At 65.0% G+C, this 19,169-nt stretch carries 23 protein-coding genes; 16 read left to right on the forward strand and 7 right to left on the reverse strand.

The genetic code is table 11. The annotated features are described in order from the left end of the window. The first annotated feature begins 45 nt into the window (after positions 1 to 45). Both J2Y55_RS17585 and J2Y55_RS17590 read left to right on the forward strand, forming a co-directional pair. Positions 46 to 471 carry a hypothetical protein gene (locus tag J2Y55_RS17585; protein ID WP_310156025.1) on the forward strand — a complete coding sequence of 142 codons (426 nt, stop codon included), beginning with the start codon at positions 46 to 48 and terminating at the stop codon, positions 469 to 471. A 50-nt stretch (positions 472 to 521) separates the two neighbouring features. Further along, positions 522 to 1,364, forward strand: a complete 843-nt coding sequence (locus tag J2Y55_RS17590; protein WP_310156029.1) for an aldo/keto reductase — start codon at positions 522 to 524, stop codon at positions 1,362 to 1,364. A 38-nt stretch (positions 1,365 to 1,402) separates the two neighbouring features. Here the strand turns inward: J2Y55_RS17590 and J2Y55_RS17595 are convergent, their stop codons facing one another. Next, on the reverse strand, positions 1,403 to 2,191 hold the full coding sequence (locus J2Y55_RS17595) for an alpha/beta hydrolase family protein (protein ID WP_310156031.1): 789 nt from the start codon (positions 2,189 to 2,191) through the stop codon (positions 1,403 to 1,405). 326 nt (positions 2,192 to 2,517) lie between these two features. On the opposite strand from J2Y55_RS17595, the gene J2Y55_RS17600 reads away from it, so the two are divergent. After that, positions 2,518 to 3,150 (forward strand): L,D-transpeptidase, encoded by a 633-nt coding sequence (locus J2Y55_RS17600; protein ID WP_310156034.1) that lies wholly within the window; start codon positions 2,518 to 2,520, stop codon positions 3,148 to 3,150. A gap of 134 nt (positions 3,151 to 3,284) precedes the next feature. On the opposite strand, the gene J2Y55_RS17605 is transcribed toward J2Y55_RS17600, so the two are convergent. Then, positions 3,285 to 4,169: an aldose epimerase family protein gene (locus tag J2Y55_RS17605; RefSeq protein WP_310156036.1), complete on the reverse strand. Its 885-nt coding sequence runs from the start codon at positions 4,167 to 4,169 to the stop codon at positions 3,285 to 3,287. A 17-nt stretch (positions 4,170 to 4,186) separates the two neighbouring features. Next, a complete protein-coding gene (locus J2Y55_RS17610) occupies positions 4,187 to 4,954 on the reverse strand; it encodes an IclR family transcriptional regulator domain-containing protein (protein WP_310156039.1) in 768 nt (255 codons plus the stop codon). 96 nt (positions 4,955 to 5,050) lie between these two features. Between J2Y55_RS17610 and J2Y55_RS17615 the strand changes: the two genes are divergently transcribed. From J2Y55_RS17615 to J2Y55_RS17645, 7 genes are all read left to right on the forward strand, one after another. Continuing rightward, positions 5,051 to 5,908, forward strand: coding sequence for a CoA transferase subunit A (locus J2Y55_RS17615; RefSeq protein WP_310156042.1), 858 nt, complete (start codon positions 5,051 to 5,053; stop codon positions 5,906 to 5,908). Between the two features lie 9 nt (positions 5,909 to 5,917). Continuing rightward, positions 5,918 to 6,688, forward strand: a complete 771-nt coding sequence (locus J2Y55_RS17620; RefSeq protein WP_310156044.1) for a CoA-transferase subunit beta — start codon at positions 5,918 to 5,920, stop codon at positions 6,686 to 6,688. Beyond that, entirely contained in the window at positions 6,685 to 7,395 is a 711-nt protein-coding gene (pcaH, locus tag J2Y55_RS17625; protein WP_310156047.1) for a protocatechuate 3,4-dioxygenase subunit beta, read from the forward strand. The genes J2Y55_RS17620 and pcaH overlap by 4 nt, the downstream gene beginning before the upstream one ends. Further along, on the forward strand, positions 7,385 to 7,975 hold the full coding sequence (gene pcaG, locus J2Y55_RS17630) for a protocatechuate 3,4-dioxygenase subunit alpha (RefSeq protein ID WP_310156049.1): 591 nt from the start codon (positions 7,385 to 7,387) through the stop codon (positions 7,973 to 7,975). Before pcaH ends, pcaG begins: the two co-directional genes overlap by 11 nt. 34 nt (positions 7,976 to 8,009) lie before the next feature. Continuing rightward, entirely contained in the window at positions 8,010 to 8,918 is a 909-nt protein-coding gene (locus tag J2Y55_RS17635; RefSeq protein ID WP_310156053.1) for a ribokinase, read from the forward strand. A gap of 218 nt (positions 8,919 to 9,136) precedes the next feature. Then, complete coding sequence (locus J2Y55_RS17640) at positions 9,137 to 9,679, forward strand: retropepsin-like aspartic protease family protein (RefSeq protein ID WP_310156056.1); 543 nt, start codon at positions 9,137 to 9,139, stop codon at positions 9,677 to 9,679. A gap of 196 nt (positions 9,680 to 9,875) precedes the next feature. Continuing rightward, a complete protein-coding gene (locus tag J2Y55_RS17645) occupies positions 9,876 to 11,375 on the forward strand; it encodes a phosphomannomutase/phosphoglucomutase (RefSeq protein ID WP_310156059.1) in 1,500 nt (499 codons plus the stop codon). 37 nt (positions 11,376 to 11,412) lie between these two features. On the opposite strand, the gene J2Y55_RS17650 is transcribed toward J2Y55_RS17645, so the two are convergent. From J2Y55_RS17650 to J2Y55_RS17665, 4 genes are all read right to left on the reverse strand, one after another. Further along, a complete protein-coding gene (locus tag J2Y55_RS17650) occupies positions 11,413 to 12,033 on the reverse strand; it encodes a TadE/TadG family type IV pilus assembly protein (protein WP_310156062.1) in 621 nt (206 codons plus the stop codon). A gap of 9 nt (positions 12,034 to 12,042) precedes the next feature. Then, a complete protein-coding gene (locus J2Y55_RS17655; RefSeq protein WP_310156066.1) occupies positions 12,043 to 12,651 on the reverse strand; it encodes a TadE/TadG family type IV pilus assembly protein in 609 nt (202 codons plus the stop codon). Between the two features lie 4 nt (positions 12,652 to 12,655). Further along, positions 12,656 to 12,907 carry a hypothetical protein gene (locus tag J2Y55_RS17660; protein ID WP_310156069.1) on the reverse strand — a complete coding sequence of 84 codons (252 nt, stop codon included), beginning with the start codon at positions 12,905 to 12,907 and terminating at the stop codon, positions 12,656 to 12,658. 93 nt (positions 12,908 to 13,000) lie between these two features. Then, complete coding sequence (locus tag J2Y55_RS17665) at positions 13,001 to 13,453, reverse strand: pilus assembly protein N-terminal domain-containing protein (RefSeq protein ID WP_404978964.1); 453 nt, start codon at positions 13,451 to 13,453, stop codon at positions 13,001 to 13,003. A 464-nt stretch (positions 13,454 to 13,917) separates the two neighbouring features. On the opposite strand from J2Y55_RS17665, the gene J2Y55_RS17670 reads away from it, so the two are divergent. The 6 genes from J2Y55_RS17670 to J2Y55_RS17695 all read left to right on the forward strand — a co-directional run bounded on the left by J2Y55_RS17670 (position 13,918) and on the right by J2Y55_RS17695 (position 19,148). Beyond that, positions 13,918 to 14,085, forward strand: coding sequence for a Flp family type IVb pilin (locus J2Y55_RS17670; RefSeq protein ID WP_310156075.1), 168 nt, complete (start codon positions 13,918 to 13,920; stop codon positions 14,083 to 14,085). A 160-nt stretch (positions 14,086 to 14,245) separates the two neighbouring features. Continuing rightward, a complete protein-coding gene (locus tag J2Y55_RS17675; RefSeq protein ID WP_310156079.1) occupies positions 14,246 to 14,758 on the forward strand; it encodes an A24 family peptidase in 513 nt (170 codons plus the stop codon). A gap of 129 nt (positions 14,759 to 14,887) precedes the next feature. Then, entirely contained in the window at positions 14,888 to 15,664 is a 777-nt protein-coding gene (gene cpaB / locus J2Y55_RS17680; RefSeq protein WP_310156082.1) for a Flp pilus assembly protein CpaB, read from the forward strand. Then, complete coding sequence (locus J2Y55_RS17685; RefSeq protein ID WP_310156085.1) at positions 15,661 to 17,106, forward strand: type II and III secretion system protein family protein; 1,446 nt, start codon at positions 15,661 to 15,663, stop codon at positions 17,104 to 17,106. Before cpaB ends, J2Y55_RS17685 begins: the two co-directional genes overlap by 4 nt. Before the next feature lie 33 nt (positions 17,107 to 17,139). Further along, positions 17,140 to 17,883: a CpaD family pilus assembly protein gene (locus J2Y55_RS17690; protein ID WP_310156088.1), complete on the forward strand. Its 744-nt coding sequence runs from the start codon at positions 17,140 to 17,142 to the stop codon at positions 17,881 to 17,883. Further along, positions 17,883 to 19,148 (forward strand): CpaE/TadZ family protein, encoded by a 1,266-nt coding sequence (locus J2Y55_RS17695; protein WP_310156091.1) that lies wholly within the window; start codon positions 17,883 to 17,885, stop codon positions 19,146 to 19,148. Before J2Y55_RS17690 ends, J2Y55_RS17695 begins: the two co-directional genes overlap by 1 nt. Positions 19,149 to 19,169 lie beyond the last annotated feature (21 nt).

Below are 19,169 nucleotides of genomic sequence, written 5' to 3' on the forward strand. Positions count from 1 at the left end.
TGGCGTTGGTGCAGGCCGAGTGGAGACAGCATGCGAGGTCCCGGAATGGCAAGGCCAGGCCTCTATCCGTTTTGCGGTCTTCTCCTGCTCTGCGGCGGGCTCGGTGGTTGCGTCACCTCCAGCGATGGGAGGCTGTCCGAGGCGGGCGGTATCGATCGGGTCGTAGCGGGCGAGCCAACGGTCATGCAGCAGACCTATATGACGATGGATAAGCGCTGCCGGCCGGTGAAGCGACCGACCGCCATGCTGACGCAGCCGCCTCGACACGGCACGGTGAGGATGTTGCCCCGCAGGGGCGCGGCGACCTACGGGCCCGGCCCCTACCAGCATTGTGACGGCAAGGTCGGCCCTTCGCTCGCCTTCGAATACACCTCGGCATCCGATTATCGCGGCCGCGATTCCTTCGCGGTGCGGGTGCGTTATGCGGATGGAGAGCTGCGTCACGGCCATTTCGAGGTCGAGATTCGCTGAGAGGGGCAAGATTGGTTGCGAGATTGGTCGAGAGAGGCAGGAGAGCGCTGATGGCACATCGTTTCGGTCAAGACGGCCCGGAGGTCGCACGCATCGGCCAGGGCAGCTGGAACATCGAGCTCGCCGACCGGCGCGACGCTGTCGTTGCGCTGAAGCGCGGGCTCGATCTCGGCCTCAGCCATATCGACACCGCCGAAATGTACGGCTCGGGCCGCTCGGAGGAGATGGTCGGGGAGGCAGTCGATGGGCGGCGCGACGAGGTTTACCTAGTCTCGAAGGTGCTGCCGCACAACGCCTCGAAAGCCGGAACGCGCAGCGCCTGCGAGCGCTCGCTCAGGCGCCTCAAGACCGACCGGCTCGATTGCTACCTGCTGCATTGGCGCGGCTCCTATCCGCTGGAGGAGACCTTCGCTGCGTTCGAGGCGCTGCGCGAGGAGGGCAAGATCCTGTCCTGGGGCGTCAGCAATTTCGATGTCGACGATCTCGACGAGGCACTCGACGTGGCAGGGCCGGGCCGCATCGCCTGCAATCAGGTGCTGTACCATCTGCGTGAGCGGGCGATCGAGCATGCGGTGATCCCGTGGTGCGAGCGCAACGGTGTCGCGGTCACGGCCTATAGCCCGTTCGGGCAGGATGATTTTCCGCCATCCACCAGCGCCGGCGGCAAGCTTTTGGCTGAGATCGCGGCGACGCATGGGGCCAGCGCCCGGCAGGTCGCGCTGGCTTTCCTGACGCGACGGCCCTCGGTCTTCGCCATCCCGAAAGCGGCCAGGGCCAGTCATGTCGAGGATAATGCAGGCGCGCTGTCCCTGCGCCTGAGCGAGGCAGAGATCGCCCGTATCGATGCCGCCCTGCCGCGTGGGCCAAAGCCGCGCTCGCTGCCGATGTTGTAGCCGCCGGCGTCGAGGCCCAGACCGCAGAGGCACAGACCTCAGCGCATGAACCCGATACCGCGCAAAAATCCCTCGACCTCGCTGCGCCAGGAGCCGACGGCATTGATGTAGCCATGGCCGTCCTGGCCATAGGCCGGAGCGGACACGAAACGTGCCTTTCCGCCCGCGGCGGAGAAGGCCGAGTACAGGCGCTTGGCCAGATCGGGACCGAAGAAGAGATCGTTGCTGCTGTAGAGCCAAAGTTCCGGCGTGCGCGCATAACCGCCATAGCGCCCGGCTGCGGAGATCAGCGCCTCTTCCGAGCATACATCACTGGGGCCGCGCGAGCCGCGTCCGCCGGCGAAATTGACCACGCCGAGCAGCCCTGAATCGCCGTAAGTTGCGGCTGCGATCGAGCCCCAGCCGCCGGCCGAGACGCCCATATAGACCAGCCGGCGCGGGTCTGCGTCGGGCCGGGTCCTGACGGCGCTGGCGGCGGCGCGGATATCTTGGGCGGTCGCCAGGCCGCCGCCATAATAGTCCGCGTTCTCGCAGCGGCCATAGCCCTCGGCCCAATTGCTTCCCTCGCCGCCATAGCCGCGCCGGATCGGCACTGCGACGAGCACGCCGCGCGCCACAAAGGTTTTGGCGACGGCGGCCAGCGTCGCCTCACCGAACTTCGCGCGTGCCGCGGGGTTGCGTGGGCTGCCATGCGACAGGATCAGCACCGGAAACGGGCCTTGTCCGTTCGGGACATGGAGATGGACGGCGATCTCGCTCCCCCCGACCGAGGTCTTCAGGGTCTCGACGGCGCGGACCTCCTGCGCGGCGAAGGGTAGCAGGAGCAAGCTGAGGGCCAGGAGATGGCGAGCCAGGAGATGACGAGCCAGAAGATGACAAGCAAGGCGCAAAGGCGATCGTGACGGCATGGCAAGGTCCGGGCGGTTGGCGGGTCGCTCATGCTGCCGGCTCCTGGCGCCGCCGTCAAAAGCGCGCCTGCACACAAGGCAGGCCCATCGGGTCTCGAGCGCTCATCGCGGGATCGTGGAAACCACAATTCGTCTTTGCACTTTACAGCAGGGCCGGCAGCGGGGTTTCCTGAAGGCAATGGCGGCGGAGCCTTGCGCCCGACAATGCCGAAAGATCCAACAGTCGCGTTTTTCGGAGTGGTGTGATGCGTCGCGTTCTCGGCATCCTGGCCGTCTTGTTCCTATCATTTGCCGGCATCGTCACGGCTCAAGCCGGCGTCTCGGTGAAGGTCGATATCGCCGCCCAACGCATGCAGGTCACGACGACCGATGGCGAGGCTTACAACTGGGCGATCTCCTCGGGCCGCAAGGGCTTCCGCTCGCCCAACGGCATCTACCGGCCGACCCGGCTGGAGAAGAGCTGGTACTCGCGGAAATATGGCGGGGCCATGCCCTATGCCGTGTTCTTTCGCGGCGGTTATGCGATCCATGGCACCAATGCCGTCGGCGCGCTCGGTCGCCCGGCCTCGCATGGCTGCATCCGCCTGCACACAGCCAATGCCGCCAAGTTCTTCGCGCTGGTGAAGAAGCATGGCGCCGGCCAGACGCGCATCGCGCTGAACGGCGCGGCCGATGACGGGATCTCGCAATTCGCCAAGGCGTCCGGCGGCGCCAAGTCCAAGCTCGCCAAGGCGAAGGCCAGGGAGCGCGCCGCCATCGCGCAGAGCCGCAAGGCCCCGAGCTGGAACGCCGCCCGCGAGCAGATTTTCCTGCGTCCGGCGCTGCCGGTGGATGCCTTTGGCTATCAGCCCTACTATCCCAACCAGCGCTGGCGCTGAGTGGCTAGAGCATTGCGCGAAAAAGTGGGTACCGGTTTTTCGTGGGGAGCAATGCTCAATTCTTTTAGAAGCGATCACGTCGCATTCGGACGTACCCGTCCGAATGCGACGTGATCTAGCGCCCGGCTGCCGGCTCACAGCGTCTCCGGCACGATCCGCAGCCAGCCTTCCAGCGTCTCGCCCGGCTCAAGCCGCGTCAGCGGCGAGACGGCGCGTGCGGCCGCTTCGCTCGGTGAGCCGATCGCGTGGCTTTGCGGCTCGACGCAGAGGAAATCCGCTCCGAGCGGAGCCCAGACCACCGGGAAGCTGAAATTCTCGCTGGCGGTCAGCGTGATCGCGAGACCTGTCGAAGGCGTCTCGATGCGCGCCACGCCATTCCAGCCGAGCAAGCTCCAGGCGGTCTCATGCTCCCTGGCGAAAACCGGCTTGTCCGCATAGGGGCCGCCATCGCTGAACAGCGCCGAGCCGGTTGCGCGAAAAGCCTCGCCGAAGACGAGAGTGCCCGCTGCGGTCATACCCAGCCGCGTGTCGGGCGCGCAGGGAAACCAGGGATGATGGCCGATTCCGTAAGGTAGTGCCGTATCGGCCTCGTTGGTGACGGCCATCGTGATGGTCATACCGGTGTCGTCGAGCGTGATGTCCTGCGTCGCGCGGTAGCGATAAGGATCCGGGCCTTCCGTCCGGCGGTGCTCCAGCACGGTATGGCCTTGGGTCGTCCCCAGGACAGTCCAGGCCGACTGCCGGCCGAAACCGTGGATGTTGCCGCTGCGGTCATTGGCCGGGACAGTGAAGGCGCGCTCGCCATCATCGACCAGGCAATCGAAGGCCCGGTTGGCGAAGGGCACCATCAGCCATGTCCCGAACATGTTGGAATGCGCGGTCGTGGGCACCGCGCCGTCGGGCGCATGCAGCAGCTTGTGGCGTCGTCCGTCCGGAGCGCGCCATTCAAGCGCCGTGACGATTCCACCGATCTCGGGGACGATGCGGGCGGTGAAGGGGCCGGTCGACAGTTCCAGCATCGCGATTTCGCCTGGGTTCATTTGATCAACGGCTGCAGCATCGCCTGCATCGCGCGCATTTTCGGCAGAAAGGCCTCGGCCATCGCTTCCGCGGAGTTGCGTTGCGCCTGACCCGACAGGTTGAAGGCCGCAACGACCTCGCCACGCGCATTGACGAGCGGCATCGCCAGCGAGACCAGGCCGAGTTCGAGCTCCTGGTCGACGAGGCAATAGCCCTGCGCCTGCGCCCGCGCCAGGATCGGCATCAACTGCGCGATCTCGGTGACCGTGCGTGGCGTCAGCGCGCGCGGCTTGCCTGCGAGAATGCGCGCCTGCGCCTCCTCTGGCGGCAAGGCCGCCAGCAGCACGCGGCCCATCGAGGAGCAGAACGCCGGCAACCGGCTGCCGACCGACAGGCCCACCGACATGATCCGCCTTTGCGCCGAGCGGGCGATGTAGACGATCTCATGCCCGTCGAGCAGCGAGGCGGATGAGGATTCGTGGGTTTCCTCGGAGAGCCGCTCGAGGAATGGCTGGACCAGCTGCGGCAGCGCCGTCGAGGCGAGCCAGGCATAGCCGAGGCGCAGCACGCGCGGCGTCAATCGGAAGAACTTGCCGTCGAACTCCGCGTAACCGATCTTCGCCAGCGTCAGCAGGCAGCGCCGCGCGGCGGCGCGGGACAGATCGGTTGTACGGGCGACATCTGCGATGGTGAGCTTGTCATGGATCGCGTCGAAGCATTCGATCACAGCCAGCCCCTTTTCCAGGGCGGCCATATGGTCGCGGTCCGGTGCTGTACTCGTCATGCTTGGCTCGCCATGCTTGACCGTCTCTGTTACGCGCCGTAAAGTGCGATTATCAAAACGTTGTGCGATTAACGCACATATTGAGGAGATGTCAAGGTGGCTGAATTCGTCTCCCTTGCCCAAGGGGTCGAGGCGGTCCTGAGCGATGGCTGCTCCGTCGCGATGGAGGGTTTTACCCATCTGATCCCGCATGCGGCGGGCCATGAGGCGATCCGTCAGGCCCGCAAGCGCCTGACCTTGATCCGCATGACGCCGGACCTCGTCTATGACCAGATGATTGGCATGGGCTGCGCCGAGAAGCTCGTCTTCTCCTGGGGCGGCAATCCCGGCGTCGGCTCGCTGCATCGCTTCCGCGATGCGGTCGAGAATGGTTGGCCGCACAAGCTCGAGATCGAGGAGCACAGCCATGCGGCCATGGCCAACGCCTATGAGGCGGGCGCCGCGAACCTGCCCTTTGCGGTCTTCCGCGGCTACAAGGGCGTCGACCTGCCCAAGGTCAACCCGAAGATCAAATCCGTGACCTGCCCCTATACGGGGGAGGTGCTGGCGACGGTGCCGGCAATCCGCCCCGACGCCGCGATCATCCATGCGCTCAAGGCCGATCGCGAGGGCAATGTCCTGCTGGAGGGCATCGTCGGCGTGCAGAAGGAGGCGGTGCTGGCAGCAAAGCGCTCGCTCGTCACGGTTGAGGAGATCGTCGATGATTTCGGCCCGCGCAACGCCAATGCCGTGATCCTGCCGGCCTGGACGGTGACCGCGATCGCCCATGTCCCGGGTGGCGCTTACCCCTCCTACGCGCAGGGCTACTACAAGCGCGCCAATGATTTCTACATCGCCTGGGACAAGATCGCTCGCGAGCGTGAGACGTTTTTGGCCTGGATCAAGGCGAATGTGCTGGAGAAGGGGCCTGATGCCTTCGCCCAGCATGCCCGCCCGTCCCGGCAGGCAGCGTGAGGGATCATCATGACCGCGACCCCCACCGAGATGATGACGATCGCAGCCGCCCGGCTGCTGACGAATGAGGATGTCTGCTTCGTCGGCATCGGCGCGCCCTCGGCCGCCTGCAACCTCGCGCGTTTGACCCATGCGCCGAAGATCACGCTGATCTACGAATCCGGCACGCTCTCGACGCGCCCGACCGTGCTGCCGCTCTCGATCGGCGATGGTGAGCTCTGTGATACCGCGCTGACCACCGTCTCGGTGCCGGAGATGTTCCGCTACTGGCTGCAGGGCGGGCGCATCACCATCGGTTTCCTCGGCGGCGCGCAGATCGACCGTTTCGCCAATCTCAACACCACGGTCGTCGGCCCCTATGATGCACCGAAAGTGCGTCTGCCCGGCGGCGGAGGCGCGCCCGAGATCGCGATCCATTGCGGCCAGATCTTCATCACCATGGCGATGGGCTCGCGCGCCTTCGTCGAGACGCTCCCCTTCATCACCTCCTTCGGCCACGGCGCGGGCAAGGGTGACCGCGCCAAGCTCGGCCTGAAGACAAGGGGGCCGACCAAGATCATCACCGATCTCTGCGTGATGGAGCCGGATCCCGAGACCTCGGAGCTGACCGTGGTTTCGCTGCATCCGGGCGTTACGCGCGAGCAGGTTCAGGCCGGCTGCGGCTGGCCCTTGCGTTTCGCGGCCGAGTTGGCGGAGACTCCCGCCGCGTCAGTGCAGGAACTGGCGGTGCTGCGCGATCTGCACATCCGCACCAAGCAAGCTCACGGAGTGGCGGCATGAGCCTGATCTATCCGCGCGAGAGCCTGAAGGCGCACCCCCTCAACGCCTCGCCCGAGTACAAATCCACCTTGAAGCGCGCCCCCGCGCAACCCTTGATCCTGCTGCCGCAGGCGCTGTCGGAAACGACGGGGCCCGTCTTCGGCCATGTTGCGGTCAACGAGACCGACACTGACCTCACGCGGCAGCACGAGGGCGAGCCGTTGGGCGAGCGCATCATCGTGACCGGCCGCGTGCTCGATGAGGACGGCCGGCCGGTGCCGCATACGCTGGTCGAGATCTGGCAGGCCAATGCCGGCGGGCGCTATGTCCATGTCCGCGACCAGCATCCGGCCCCGCTCGACCCGAATTTCACTGGGGCGGGCCGGGCACTGACCGATGCGCAGGGGCGCTATCGCTTCGTCACGGTCAAGCCAGGCGCCTATCCCTGGCGCAACCATCACAATGCCTGGCGGCCGGCCCATATCCATTTCTCGCTGTTCGGGCCGAGCTTCCTCTCGCGCGTCATTACGCAGATGTATTTTCCGGGCGATCCGCTGTTCAGATACGATCCGATCTTCCAGTCGATCACCGACGAGAATGCGCGCAATCGGCTGGTCTCGCGCTTCGACATCGAGGCGACCGAGCCGGAATGGGCGCTCGCCTACCAGTTCGACATCGTCCTGCGCGGCCGCAATGCGACGCCGCTGGAAGAGCCTCATGACCACTGAGACGAAGACCACTGAGACCAAGCCCGGCCTGACTCCATCGCAGACGATCGGCCCGTTCTTCGCCTATGCGCTGACGCCGCGCGCCTATGGCGGGCCGGAACTCGCCACCGAACAGGTCGCGGCCGAGGGCGTGGCCGGCGAGCGTATCCGCATCGAAGGCGCGGTCTTCGACGGCGACGGCGTGCCCGTGAGCGACGCCATGATCGAAACCTGGCAGGCCGACCCGCAGGGGCGCTTCCATGCCGCGGGCAATGTCGGCTTCACCGGCTTCGGCCGCGCCGAGACGAATGCGGAAGGCGGTTTCTTCTTCGAGACGGTCAAGCCGGGCGCCTTGCCGGGAACTGACGGGATACAGCAGGCCCCCTATCTCAGCGTCTCGGTCTTCGCACGTGGCGTGCTGCTCAGGCTCGCGACCCGGATCTACTTCTCTGACGAGCCCGGCAACGCCTCCGATCCGGTCCTGGCCCTGGTGCCGGCCGGGCGGCGCGAAACGCTGATCGCCCAGCGCGGCGCGGATGGTGTGTTCCGCTTCGATATCCGCTTGCAAGGCGAGGGGGAGACGGTGTTCTTCGAGGCCTGAGGCCTTCGCTGTGAAGGCCGCCCCGGGACGCGTCATGATCGTCGTTTTTGGTTCCCTGAATGTCGACCTCGTCACGCCGGTCGAGCGCCTGCCCGGTGCGGGCGAAACCGTGATTGGCCCGGGCTATGCGCTCCATCCCGGCGGCAAGGGTGCCAATCAGGCGCTGGCCGCGTGCCGTGCCGGGGCAGAGGTCGCGCTTGTGGGCGCGGTCGGGCGCGATGGTTTCGCCGAGATTGCCTTGTCGCTGCTCGCGGCGGACGGGGTCGATCTCGCCCATGTCGCGCATGTCGATGCGCCAACGGGGGCAGCCTTCATTGCAGTCGATGCGGCCGGCTCCAACCAGATCGTCGTCGCGGCCGGCGCGAATGCGTTCGCGCGCAGCGCCGCGCTGGACAGCATGCCGCTGAGCGAGCGCGATGTACTGCTGCTCCAGCGCGAAGTGCCGGAGGCGGAGTGCATCGCCGCCGCGCGGTCGATGAAGCGGGCTGGGGGACGCGTCATCTTGAACCTCGCCCCGGCCGGTGCGCCCGCTGCGGCGCTGCTCGACTGTCTCGATGTCCTGATCGTCAACGAGCATGAGGCGCTGGTTCTGGCGCGGTCCCTGGGTTGGCCCGACGGGGAGCCCGAGGAGGTCGCCCGGCGCATCGACGCCGAGCGCGGGCTGGCCTGCGTCGTGACGCTTGGCGCGGCCGGTGTGGTCGGCTGGCAGGGCGGCGTCCGGCGCAGGCTCGCGGCGCCGCAGGTCGACGTCGTCGATACGGTTGCCGCCGGAGACAGCTTCACGGGAGCTTTCGCGGCAGCGCTTGCGAATGCCTATGGCTTCTCGGGCGCGCTTCAACGTGGGCTGGCGGCCGGTTCGCTTGCCTGCACGGTTGCCGGCGCGCAGCCGAGCGTACCGCGCCGGGAGGCGATCGAGGCCCTGGTCGGCCAGGCGTTTCTTTGAGCTTCCAGGCGTTTCTTTTTGCTCACAAGCGTTTCTCGGAGTTCCGCAGTATCCTCTGCTGCGTGTTGATGAGAGCTTCGGGAACCCTGCGTTAAGTCTGTTCCTTGCAAAACCGGCATCGACCCGGGAACGCGCATAATACGAGCGGCGCTTTTCATCTTTCCGCAGGGACTGCGCCACATTCTCGATGCGCAGATTGGGGATGGGGTCAGACATCGATGGCGCAAAGGCCGATCATATGGGCTCTCGGCGTCGCCGGGGCCGTGATCTACAGCGCGCTTTCCTATAGTGGGCGGCTTGCAGACATCACCGGCGGTGCCGCGCCGCCCGTCGCGGCGGTTGCCACCGCCGGGAACCGGCCGACGGCCGCGCCAAGGCCTGCACCACAACGTCCGACCCTGACCGTCGCCGCAGATTATCGCGGCCATTATGTCGTTCATCCGACGATCGACAATTACCGCGTCCAGATGATGGTCGATACCGGCGCCAGCATGGTCGCGCTGACGGCGAGCGATGCCCGGGCGCTCGGCATCCAGCTCCGGCCCAGCGACTACAAGATGATCCTCAGCACCGCCAATGGCGTGGTCAAGGGTGCGCGCGTCAATCTGCGCGAGGTGCGGCTTGGCGATATCCTAGTGCGCAATGTCGAGGCGGTCGTGTTGCCGGACGGTGCGCTCTCGATGAGCCTGCTCGGTACCTCCTTTCTCGGCAAGCTGCAGGGCTACGAGGTCCAGACCGGCAGAATGGTCCTGCGCGGCTGAACCGCTAAAGCGTTTTCGAGCGAAGTGGATACCGGTTCGCGTGAAGAAAACGCGTCAAGACAAAAAGCCAGAGCTGTTGAACGATCCAGTTGGATCGGAAACTGCTCTAGCTGGGTTCGGCTGAAGCGTTTCCCATCAAGGGCGTCATCGGCTATGTGTGACGCTTCTGGCCCGCTTCTCCGTTCCGGATGCCCCGATGTTCCCCAAGCCGCTGCCTGAGCTCTTCCCGAACACCTTCGAATATGAAGCCCTGCCGCTGGTGAAGCCGACCGGCTTCCGCGAATATGATGCACGCTGGTTCTTCGGGCCCGAGCTCAACCTGATGGGCGTCCAGGCCGTCGGCATGGGACTGGGCACGCTGATCAAGCGCATGGGCGTGAAGCCGGAGATCGTCACCGGCCATGATTTCCGCAGCTATTCCTCATCGATCAAGATGGCGCTCGTCACCGGCCTGATGGCGGCGGGCTGCAAGGTCCATGATATCGGGCTCGCCATGTCGCCGATGGCCTATTTCGCCCAGTTCGCGCTCGATGTGCCTTGCGTCGCCATGGTCACCGCTTCGCATAACGACAATGGCTGGACCGGGGTGAAGATGGGCTGCGACCGCCCCGTCACTTTTGGTCCCGAGGAGATGGGTAGGCTCAAGCAGATCGTGCTCGCCGCCGATTTCGACTTGTCGGGCGGTGGTTCCTATCAGTTCGTGTCGGATTTCCCGGCGCTCTACATCAAGGACCTGACCAGCCGCCCGAAGATCACGCGCAAGCTCAAGGTCATCGCCGCCTGCGGCAACGGCACGGCTGGCGCCTTCGCCCCGCAGATCCTGGAGGCGCTCGGCTGCGAGGTCGTGCCGATGGATGTCGAGCCCGACCATTCCTTCCCGCGCTACAATCCCAACCCCGAAGACATGAAGATGCTGCATGCCATGGCCGACGCCGTGAAGCAGCATGGCGCTGATGTCGCGCTCGGCTTCGACGGCGATGGCGACCGCTGCGGCGTGGTCGACGATCATGGCGGGGAGATCTTTGCCGACAAGATCGGCGTCATGCTGGCCCGCGATCTCGGCGCGCTCCATCCGGCTGCGCAGTTCGTCGTCGATGTGAAGTCGACCGGCCTGTTCAGCACGGATCCCGAATTGCAGCGCCTCGGCGTCAAGACCGATTACTGGAAGACCGGCCACTCCTACATCAAGCGCCGCGTGCGCGATCTGAACGCCTTGGCAGGCTTCGAGAAATCGGGGCATTTCTTCTTCAACGCGCCGGTCGGTCGCGGCTATGACGACGGGGTCGTCACCGCCATTGCCGTCATCGACATGCTCGACCGCAATCCGGGCAAGTCGATGTCGCAGCTCTATGCCGCCGTGCCCAAGACTTGGGGCACGCCGACCATGGCGGCCAAATGCGCCGACGAGATCAAGTATCAGGTCGGCGAGCGCGTCGTGAAGCGCATCGAAGCCTTGCAGGCGCAAGGCGCGACCATCGCCGGGCAATCGATCCGCGACGTCATCACCGTGAACGGCGTCCGCGTCGTCAATACGGACGGCACCTGGGGGCTGGTCCGGGCCTCGTCGAACAAGCCCGAACTCGTCGTCGTCTGCGAGAGCCCGGTCTCCGAGGCGCGCATGCGCGAAATGTTCGCGGCGATCGATGGCCTGCTGCGCGAGAATCCTGAGGTCGGCGCCTACAACCAGAGTATCTGACGGGCCAGGCAGACAAGCTGCTCGGTGGTGTTCCCCGTCAGTTGTAGAGCGGGCACATGGCGACGCTGGTCCGCTCGACCTGCTCTATGCTGCCGGTGCCGCCGGTCTTGCCGACGCGCGGGCGCATATAGATCGGGGTGTTGCCGATCGTGATCGGGCCGGTCACGAGATAGCCGACCGGTGGCGTGAACTGGTAGCTTGACGTCGCCATGATCAGCGAGGTGCTGGCGATCTTGAGATTGGCCGGCAGGGTGACCGTGTCCCCGCGTTTGGGCACGGTCGAGTTGCGCTGCGCGCTCCAGCAGACCTTGGCAACGCCGCTGCTGTCGATGACGACGCTGACGATCGCCATTTTGGGCGCCACGCTCGTGAACGGCACCATGATCGTTTGCGCGGCATCGAAGATATTGCTCATCTCGGTGTCCGAGATCGATGTGCCCTGGGCGGTCAGGTCGGCCAATGCGCGGTTCAAATCCGTGATCTTGCGGTCGATCATCACGCCCTGCGCGACCTCGACGATGCCGAAATAGGCAATCAGCATGACCGGGAGAACGAAGGCGAACTCGACTGCGGCGACACCGCGGCGGCTGCGGGCGAAACGCCGCGCCAGGCCGCGCCAGGCGGCCCGGTTGCGGCGGAAGGATAAGGCGCGCCACATGATCCGGCCTCAGGTCGCAGGAACAGCGAAGGGTTCGGCACGGAAGGTGGCGGAGGCCACGATCGCCCGCTTACCCGCGCCGATATTGGCAAGTGCCGAGCTCCACTGCGTGAAGATCAGCTTGTATTCGAGCACTGCCCGCACGACGACGATCTGCCCAGGCAGTGGCTGCGTGTAACCGTAGCCGGTCGTGTTCAAGGTGCCGCCGCTCACGGGGTTGCTGGCGGCCGTGCCTGTGTTCGCGCTGGCGAAGGAGGCGTAGCTGCGGATATCGATGGTCACCTTGGTGCAATCGATCAGGCCTGATGCATTGGCGCAGATCGCGTTCTTGAAGGCCGTCGCATTGGCGCTGGCGCTGCCCTTGTAGAGCGTCTGGGACTGGCCGGTGAGCAGTGCGCGCGAGGCTTGGCTGACGCCCTCCTCGAGTGCCTGGCTGCTCCAGAACATCAGCGCAGTCTCGAAGATCGCCGCCAGCAACATCAGGAAAGGCGTTGCGATCAAGGCGAATTCGACGATAGTGGCGCCGTCCTGCGAGCGCCTGAAGCGTCGCAGCAGGCGGCGGATTCCGCGTGGCCGGCGCGCAGGCTCGGCCGGTGTGTCTATCGGATGACCCGTCATAGCGTCATGCGTCCAGCTGGCGTGCCACGGAGAACTGCAGGGCAGATGAGACCGGGGCACATTCTCGAACTGTCGTGCCGGCTGCCGCCAGGCCATGCCCGTCGATCTCGGCGTGTATAGTCTTAGGCGAAAAGAATTTCGGATCCGTTATGGCCATATGCAGGCCCTCGCCGGAGGCGTTAGCCAGCCGTTCACCTTGATGGCCACGCACCATGTCGCCGGAGCGGATCGATCCGCCGCCCGATGTCGAGAGCAATTTCCGATCCCGTTGGATCGTTCAATCGCTCTCGTCCTTTATGTCGCCTCGTTTTCTTCACGCGAACCGGCGCCCACTTCGCTCGAAAACGCTCTACCGGTTCGTGCCGATGGCCAGGTTGTTGCGCGCGGTCGTTTGGCCGCCGACCTCGCCGAAATACTTCTGGGCGTCGCCGAGCTGAACGGAGGGCTGGCATATCGGCGTGCAGGAATAGGATTCGCGTTCCAGGCCGCGCTGCACGGTCAGGATGGAGTCGGAAGCCGCGCTCACGCGCACGAGGGATTCCGCCAGCAGCGCTCCGCCGGCGTCGAGGGCGATCAGATTGGTGACGCCGAAGCTCTTGCCGGTGACGACCATCACACCGTTCTTCTGCACCGAGACATCGGCGATGCCGGGATTGCCGACGATCACGGTCTGGGCCCTCTCCGGCAGCCGGACCACCTTCGCGTGGTCGACCAGGACGTTCACGGTTTCGGGCGCGGCTGTCTGCGGTGCGGCGTTTACCGCTCCAGCCTGCGCGGCGAAGGCGATGAGCGCAGCCAGCATCCACGACAGGCGAGCCCGGCGACGTGGCGCTGACGGTTCGAGAGTGGACATGGCTGACGCCTCAAGGATTCCAACATCGGGAGCAAAGCGCAAATTGATGAATCAATCCCTAATGGGCCCTCGCTGAAGGCTTAGATCGTTACTCGGAGCCGCTGAGATTGAGGGTTTTCCTCAGGGGAATTCAGTCGATTTGGCACAAGGCGACGCGATATGGGAGAAAAAGAGCTCGTTCGCGAGCGTGGAAGAGTGAAAATAAAATCGAATACTGGAATTAATTACAAATAAGCGCTGTGCGATCTTATAAATTCAGCGTTAACCATCGAAGTAATGTCTCTGAAAACGGGCGAATTCTTCTTTCCGCTTAACCGATCAGCAAGGGGGGCGGGGTAATGTCCGTATGTCGCTGACCGAAGCCGCTCAGAGCAACGGCAGCAGTCAAACCGTGGTGCAAAAGGAGTTCCAACATGACCAATCTCTTCGCTCGCTTCGTCAAGGATGAGTCCGGCGCGACCGCCATCGAATACGGCCTGATCGCGGCTCTCGTCGCCGTCGCTGCCATCGCTGGTATGACCGCGCTCGGCACGGGTCTGAAGACCCAGTTCACGAACATTGCGGCTCGTCTTGCCGGCTGATCTAGCTACTTCAGGCGCGGTCTAGTCATCGCGCAAAGTAGAGCGCCCCGGCTCTGCTGGGGCGCTCTTGCTTATGCTTGGCGGCGTTGCCACTAGCGTAAGATTTTGGCGAGGTTGCTGGAGCATATCTGGTCAATCGAATTTTCCGGGAAACTGTTTGATGTCGCTCTCGCTCATCGCACTTCTCGTCGTGTTCCCGGCTGCCGTGGCTTATGCGGCCGCGAGCGATCTCATTACAATGACGATCTCAAATCGGCTTTGCCTCCTTCTACTGGTCACTTTCGGTCTTTGCGCTGCGCTCTTGGGATTGAGTTGGAGCCAGATCGGTTGGCATCTTGCCGCGGGCGGTCTGGTTCTCGTCATCTGCTTCGGTATGTTCGCAGCCGGCTGGATCGGTGGCGGGGACGCCAAGTTTGCGGCAGCGGTCGCGCTCTGGTTCGGTTTCGGCCAATTGATGCCCTATTTGATGCTCGCGGGCATCGCGGGCGGCGTCCTGACGCTCGCCATCCTCAGCCTCCGCTCGGGACCGCTGCCGGCCATCGCAGCTGGCTGGCCCTGGGCGCGCCGGCTCCATGCCGCCAATGAAGGCGTGCCCTATGGCATCGCGCTTGCGTTCTCGGCGCTCTTCGTCCTCCCCGAGACCGATCTCTGGCGGGCCGCCATCGGCGTCTGAGCGTTGCTCACGCTGCCGCTCAGACGACGTGTTCGGAAAAAAATACACGCTCGATTAACCATAAGTTGACGATTCCCACCGCACGATCCCTGCCGAAAGCCATCTCGGTTTGGCTGAGGGTCAGTCGCAATGAGTCCCGCCCGCATCATTATTCTCGTCGTGGCGCTGGTCGCCGGACTCGGCGCGGCCCTGCTCATGCAGCGCCCGGCGGATGGTCCTGCGCCCGCGGCCCAAATCCAGGCTGCACCGACCGTGCCGGTGCTCGTGGCAGCCGCTGATATCCCGATCGGCAATACGGTATCCGCCAATGACTTGCGCTGGATCGACTGGCCGCTGGCGAGCGTGCCGGCTGGTGTCGTGCGCCAGGACGAGACGCCGGAGGCCGAGAAGGAGCTGATCGGTCAGGTCGCGCGCTATGCGATGCTCGGCGCGGAGCCGATCCGGCGTGAGAAGCTGATCAAGACCGACGGCACCGGCTTCCTCTCGGCCGTGCTCCCGGCCGGCAAGCGCGCCATCGCGATCAGCACGGATAGCCGCGGTGCCAACACGGCAGGCGGCTTCATCCTGCCCAACGACCATGTCGACGTCATCCGCACCTATCGGGAAGAGGGTACGGGCAGTCGCAGCGAGAACTATTCCAGCGAGACGATCCTGCGCAATGTCCGCGTCCTGGCCATTGGCCAGAATGTCCAGGAGCGCAATGGCGAGAAGGTCGTCATCGGCGAGACGGCGACTTTGGAAGTCGATCCGGGCCAGGTCGAGACCGTAGCTCAGGCTCAAAAGACCGGTTCGCTCTCGCTTGCGCTGCGTAGCCTGAAGGATGTCGGCGAAGCGGCTCGACCCACCGAGGAGGGCGCCATGACCCTCGTCCGCTACGGCGTCACCAGCAGAGGCGTGAAACCATGACCGTCGAACGCATCTTTATCTCGGCGGCGCTCGCGCTCCTCCTGGCAGGTCCGGCCGGCGCCCAGTCGACCGGCCCCGCGCCGGTTTTGAATGTCGGGTCAAGCGACCATGCGATTGCGCGCAAGCTCGATCTGTCGATCGGGCGCTCCTTGGTCGTCGAACTGCCCCGCGACGCGAAGGAAGTCTTCGTCGCCAATCCGAAGGTCGCCAACGCCGTCGTGCGCTCGGCACGCAAGCTCTTCATCATCGGCATCGCCGATGGCTCGACCTCGATGTTCGTGATCGATGCCGAGGGCAGGCAGATCTCTGCTCTCGAGATCGAGGTCGGGCGCGACCTCAACGTACTCCGCCAGACCCTGCGCAGCGCACTTCCCAAGGCCCAGATCGATATCAAGCCCGCCGGCAACTCGATCCTGCTGATCGGCAACGTCGCCAATGCTTCGGAGGCGACTCAAGCCGTCGATATCGCCACGGCCTTCGTTGGTCAGTCGAGCGGCTTCTTCTCCGCGTCGAAGGGTGCCGTCATCAACTCGCTGACGATCCGCGGTCGCGATCAGGTCATGGTCAAGGTCGTGGTCTCGGAAGTCTCGCGCAAGGCGATCAAGCAGCTCGGCATCAATTCGACCGGCGAGTGGAAGCTCGGCAATTTTTCGATCTCGCCGAGCCTCGATAATCCTTTCCCACTGCAACCGCAGGCGCTGGCGGCGACCGCGGTCGCTGCGGGCGTGGGCAACTCGACGAATTTCACGCTGCGCGCGCTGGAACGCGCCGGTCTTTCCCGTGTCCTGGCCGAACCGACCGTGACCGCGATCTCTGGCGAGAGCGCCAAGTTCACGGCTGGCGGCGAGGTGCCGGTGCCCAAAGGCCAGACCTGCACTACCGACACCTTCAACCGGCAGACCTGCCAGTTCCAGATCGAGTACAAGCCGATCGGCGTCTCGCTCAACTTCACGCCGATCGTGTTGTCCGACAACAAGATCAGCATGCGCATCGCCACCGAGGTGACGGAACTCGATTTCGAGAACCAGCTCCGCCTCGCCGGCAGCAACCAGCAGGACCTCAACGTTCCGGCCTTCCGTGTCCGCAAATCGGATACGACTGTCGAGCTGCCATCGGGCGGTACCTTGGCGACGGCCGGCCTGATCCAGCGGGTCACGAAGCAGTCGATCAACGGCTTTCCCGGGCTGATGAACATTCCGGTCATCGGCGCCTTGTTCCGCTCGCGCGACTACCAGCGCGAGGAGACCGAGCTGATGATCACGGCGACGCCCTATATCGCCAAGCCGATGGAGCCCAACCAGGTTCAGCGTCCCGATGACGGCTTCGTCGAGGCCCACGACGCGCAAGGGATCCTGCTGGGCCGCCTGAACAAGATCTACGGCACCAATAGCGGGCCATTGCCGCAAGCCTACAAGGGCCGCGTCGGCTTCATCGCCGACTGACGGCGTCGAGCGCGCGAGAGGAATGACGGGACCATGATGGTTCGATCACAGCATATCAGGCTTCGCCAACTGCGTGGGCTCGCTGCCGTCCTGGCGGCGGGTCTCGCGCTTGGCGCTTGCGCAAAGAACGCCGACGTCACGGGCTCGCTGGCGCCGATCGACACGCGCGAGCGCCACCCGATCGTGCTGCGCGACGCACCGCGGTCGCTCGACGTCTTCGTCGGGCGAGCCGGCGGCGGGCTCGATGCAAGGCAGGCGGAGGATGTCGCCGACTTCGCCCAGGAGTATCGTCGCTCCGGGCGTGGCGGGCTCGTTGCCGAGGTTCCCACCGGTATGCGTCGCGAGATGGCCGCGCATGACACGCTCAACGCCATCCGTGCGACCCTGGCCCGCAGCGGCGTATCCGCTGCCGCACTCTCGGTCCGGACCTATTCGGTCAACGATCCCGGTCTCGCTTCGCCGATCCGCCTCACCTTCGCCTCTCTTCAGGCCGGCTTGCCGCATTCCTGTGGGCAATGGCCGGAGGATACGGGCGCTTCCAGCTTCAAGACAGCGGCGTCGAACGCGCCTTACTGGAATCTAGGCTGCGCCACCCAGGCGACGTTTGCCGCGCAAGTCGCAGATCCCATCGATCTCGTCCGCGCCCGCAGCGAGGGCCGCCCCGACATCGCCAAGCGCATGGGCGCCATCACCAAGCTGCGTGAAGGCAAGGATCCCTCGACCGAGTACCGGCAGCAGACGCCGCAGATCAATTCCACTGTCGGCGGAGGAACCTGATGGACAAGGATCAGGCCTTCGAGACGCAGGTCGAAGCCCCGAGCAACGAAATCATCATCGCCCCGCTCCCGCGCATCACTCTGCAGGCCTTCTGCGAGACGCCGGGCGTGGCTGCGACGATGCAGGCCGTCATCGCCGACCGGCGCATGGACAAGGCGCATGCGCGCATCCAGATGGGTGGCCCCGCGGCCGCCGTCGAGGCCTTTCGCGCGGCCCCGACCCCCAACGTCATCGTGGTCGAGACGGTGTCAGATCCCGCGACGCTCGTCCGCCATCTCGAGACATTGTCGGAGGCCTGCGACGCCGGCACCAAGGTCGTGGTCGTCGGGCATGTCAACGATGTCCAACTCTATCGCGATCTCATTCGCCGCGGCGTCAGCGAATATCTGATCGCTCCGCTCGGCACGCTCGATATCCTGCGTACGCTGTCTGAGCTCTATGTCGCGCCCGGCGCCCGTAATCTTGGCCGCATCATTGCGGTCGTGGGTGCCAAAGGCGGCGTCGGCGCCTCGACTGTGTCGCATAATGTCGCCTGGGCGATCGCCCGCAATCTCGATGCTTCGACCGTCATCGTCGATCTCGACATCGCCTTCGGCACGGCGGGTCTGGATTTCAACCAGGATCCGCCGCAGGGCGTGGCGGAGGCCGTCTTCGCGCCGGAGCGTCTCGACGCCAATTTCCTCGACCGTCTGCTTTCGCGCTGTAGTGAGAACCTGGCCTTGCTCGCGGCGCCGGCCATGCTGGATCGCACCTGCGATCTCTCCGAGGATGCGTTCGATCAGCTCTTCGATCTGCTGCGCGCCAGCGTGCCTTGCGTCGTTCTCGACGTTCCCCATGTCTGGAGCGCCTGGGTCAAGCGCGCGCTGATCAGTGCAGACGAGATCGTCATCGTGGCTGCGCCCGAGCTCGCCTCGCTGCGCAATGCCAAGAACCTGATCGATTTGATGCGCGCCGGCCGCGCCAATGATTCCAGCGCGAGGCTGGTGCTGAACCAGGTCGGCCTGCCCAAGCGGCCCGAGATCGATGCGTCCGAATTCGCCAAGGCGCTCAATGTCGAGGTGCTGAGTTCGATTCCCTTCGACGCGCAGCTCTTCGGCACCGCCGCCAATAATGGCCAGATGATCGCCGAGGTCCAGGCCAACGGCAAGATCAACGAAGCTTTCGTCCAGATAGCCAGCGCGCTGACCGGGCGCGGCGAGGCCAAGCGCGGCAAGCGCAGCCTGTTCGAGCCGCTGGTGGCCAAGCTGAAGCGCCGCAAGGCCTGACGATGATGTGTGCCGCGATCA

It is taken from the genome of Allobosea sp. BE125 (assembly GCF_031456075.1).
GTDB lineage: Bacteria > Pseudomonadota > Alphaproteobacteria > Rhizobiales > Beijerinckiaceae > Allobosea.

Bases quoted from the DNA above. Each gene is read 5' to 3' on its own strand.
- J2Y55_RS17640 (WP_310156056.1), top strand. From the start codon at position 9,137: ATGGCGCAAAGGCCGATCATATGGGCTCTCGGCGTCGCCGGGGCCGTG.
- J2Y55_RS17650 (WP_310156062.1), bottom strand. From the start codon at position 12,033: ATGTGGCGCGCCTTATCCTTCCGCCGCAACCGGGCCGCCTGGCGCGGC.
- J2Y55_RS17655 (WP_310156066.1), bottom strand. From the start codon at position 12,651: ATGACGGGTCATCCGATAGACACACCGGCCGAGCCTGCGCGCCGGCCA.
- J2Y55_RS17670 (WP_310156075.1), top strand. From the start codon at position 13,918: ATGACCAATCTCTTCGCTCGCTTCGTCAAGGATGAGTCCGGCGCGACC.
- J2Y55_RS17605 (WP_310156036.1), bottom strand. From the start codon at position 4,169: ATGCTGGAACTGTCGACCGGCCCCTTCACCGCCCGCATCGTCCCCGAG.
- J2Y55_RS17585 (WP_310156025.1), top strand. From the start codon at position 46: ATGGCAAGGCCAGGCCTCTATCCGTTTTGCGGTCTTCTCCTGCTCTGC.
- J2Y55_RS17600 (WP_310156034.1), top strand. From the start codon at position 2,518: ATGCGTCGCGTTCTCGGCATCCTGGCCGTCTTGTTCCTATCATTTGCC.
- J2Y55_RS17665 (WP_404978964.1), bottom strand. From the start codon at position 13,453: ATGCTGGCTGCGCTCATCGCCTTCGCCGCGCAGGCTGGAGCGGTAAAC.
- J2Y55_RS17695 (WP_310156091.1), top strand. From the start codon at position 17,883: ATGGACAAGGATCAGGCCTTCGAGACGCAGGTCGAAGCCCCGAGCAAC.
- J2Y55_RS17620 (WP_310156044.1), top strand. From the start codon at position 5,918: ATGACCGCGACCCCCACCGAGATGATGACGATCGCAGCCGCCCGGCTG.
- J2Y55_RS17685 (WP_310156085.1), top strand. From the start codon at position 15,661: ATGACCGTCGAACGCATCTTTATCTCGGCGGCGCTCGCGCTCCTCCTG.
- J2Y55_RS17690 (WP_310156088.1), top strand. From the start codon at position 17,140: ATGATGGTTCGATCACAGCATATCAGGCTTCGCCAACTGCGTGGGCTC.
- pcaG (WP_310156049.1), top strand. From the start codon at position 7,385: ATGACCACTGAGACGAAGACCACTGAGACCAAGCCCGGCCTGACTCCA.
- pcaH (WP_310156047.1), top strand. From the start codon at position 6,685: ATGAGCCTGATCTATCCGCGCGAGAGCCTGAAGGCGCACCCCCTCAAC.
- J2Y55_RS17675 (WP_310156079.1), top strand. From the start codon at position 14,246: ATGTCGCTCTCGCTCATCGCACTTCTCGTCGTGTTCCCGGCTGCCGTG.
- J2Y55_RS17590 (WP_310156029.1), top strand. From the start codon at position 522: ATGGCACATCGTTTCGGTCAAGACGGCCCGGAGGTCGCACGCATCGGC.
- J2Y55_RS17635 (WP_310156053.1), top strand. From the start codon at position 8,010: ATGATCGTCGTTTTTGGTTCCCTGAATGTCGACCTCGTCACGCCGGTC.
- J2Y55_RS17645 (WP_310156059.1), top strand. From the start codon at position 9,876: ATGTTCCCCAAGCCGCTGCCTGAGCTCTTCCCGAACACCTTCGAATAT.
- J2Y55_RS17610 (WP_310156039.1), bottom strand. From the start codon at position 4,954: ATGACGAGTACAGCACCGGACCGCGACCATATGGCCGCCCTGGAAAAG.
- cpaB (WP_310156082.1), top strand. From the start codon at position 14,888: ATGAGTCCCGCCCGCATCATTATTCTCGTCGTGGCGCTGGTCGCCGGA.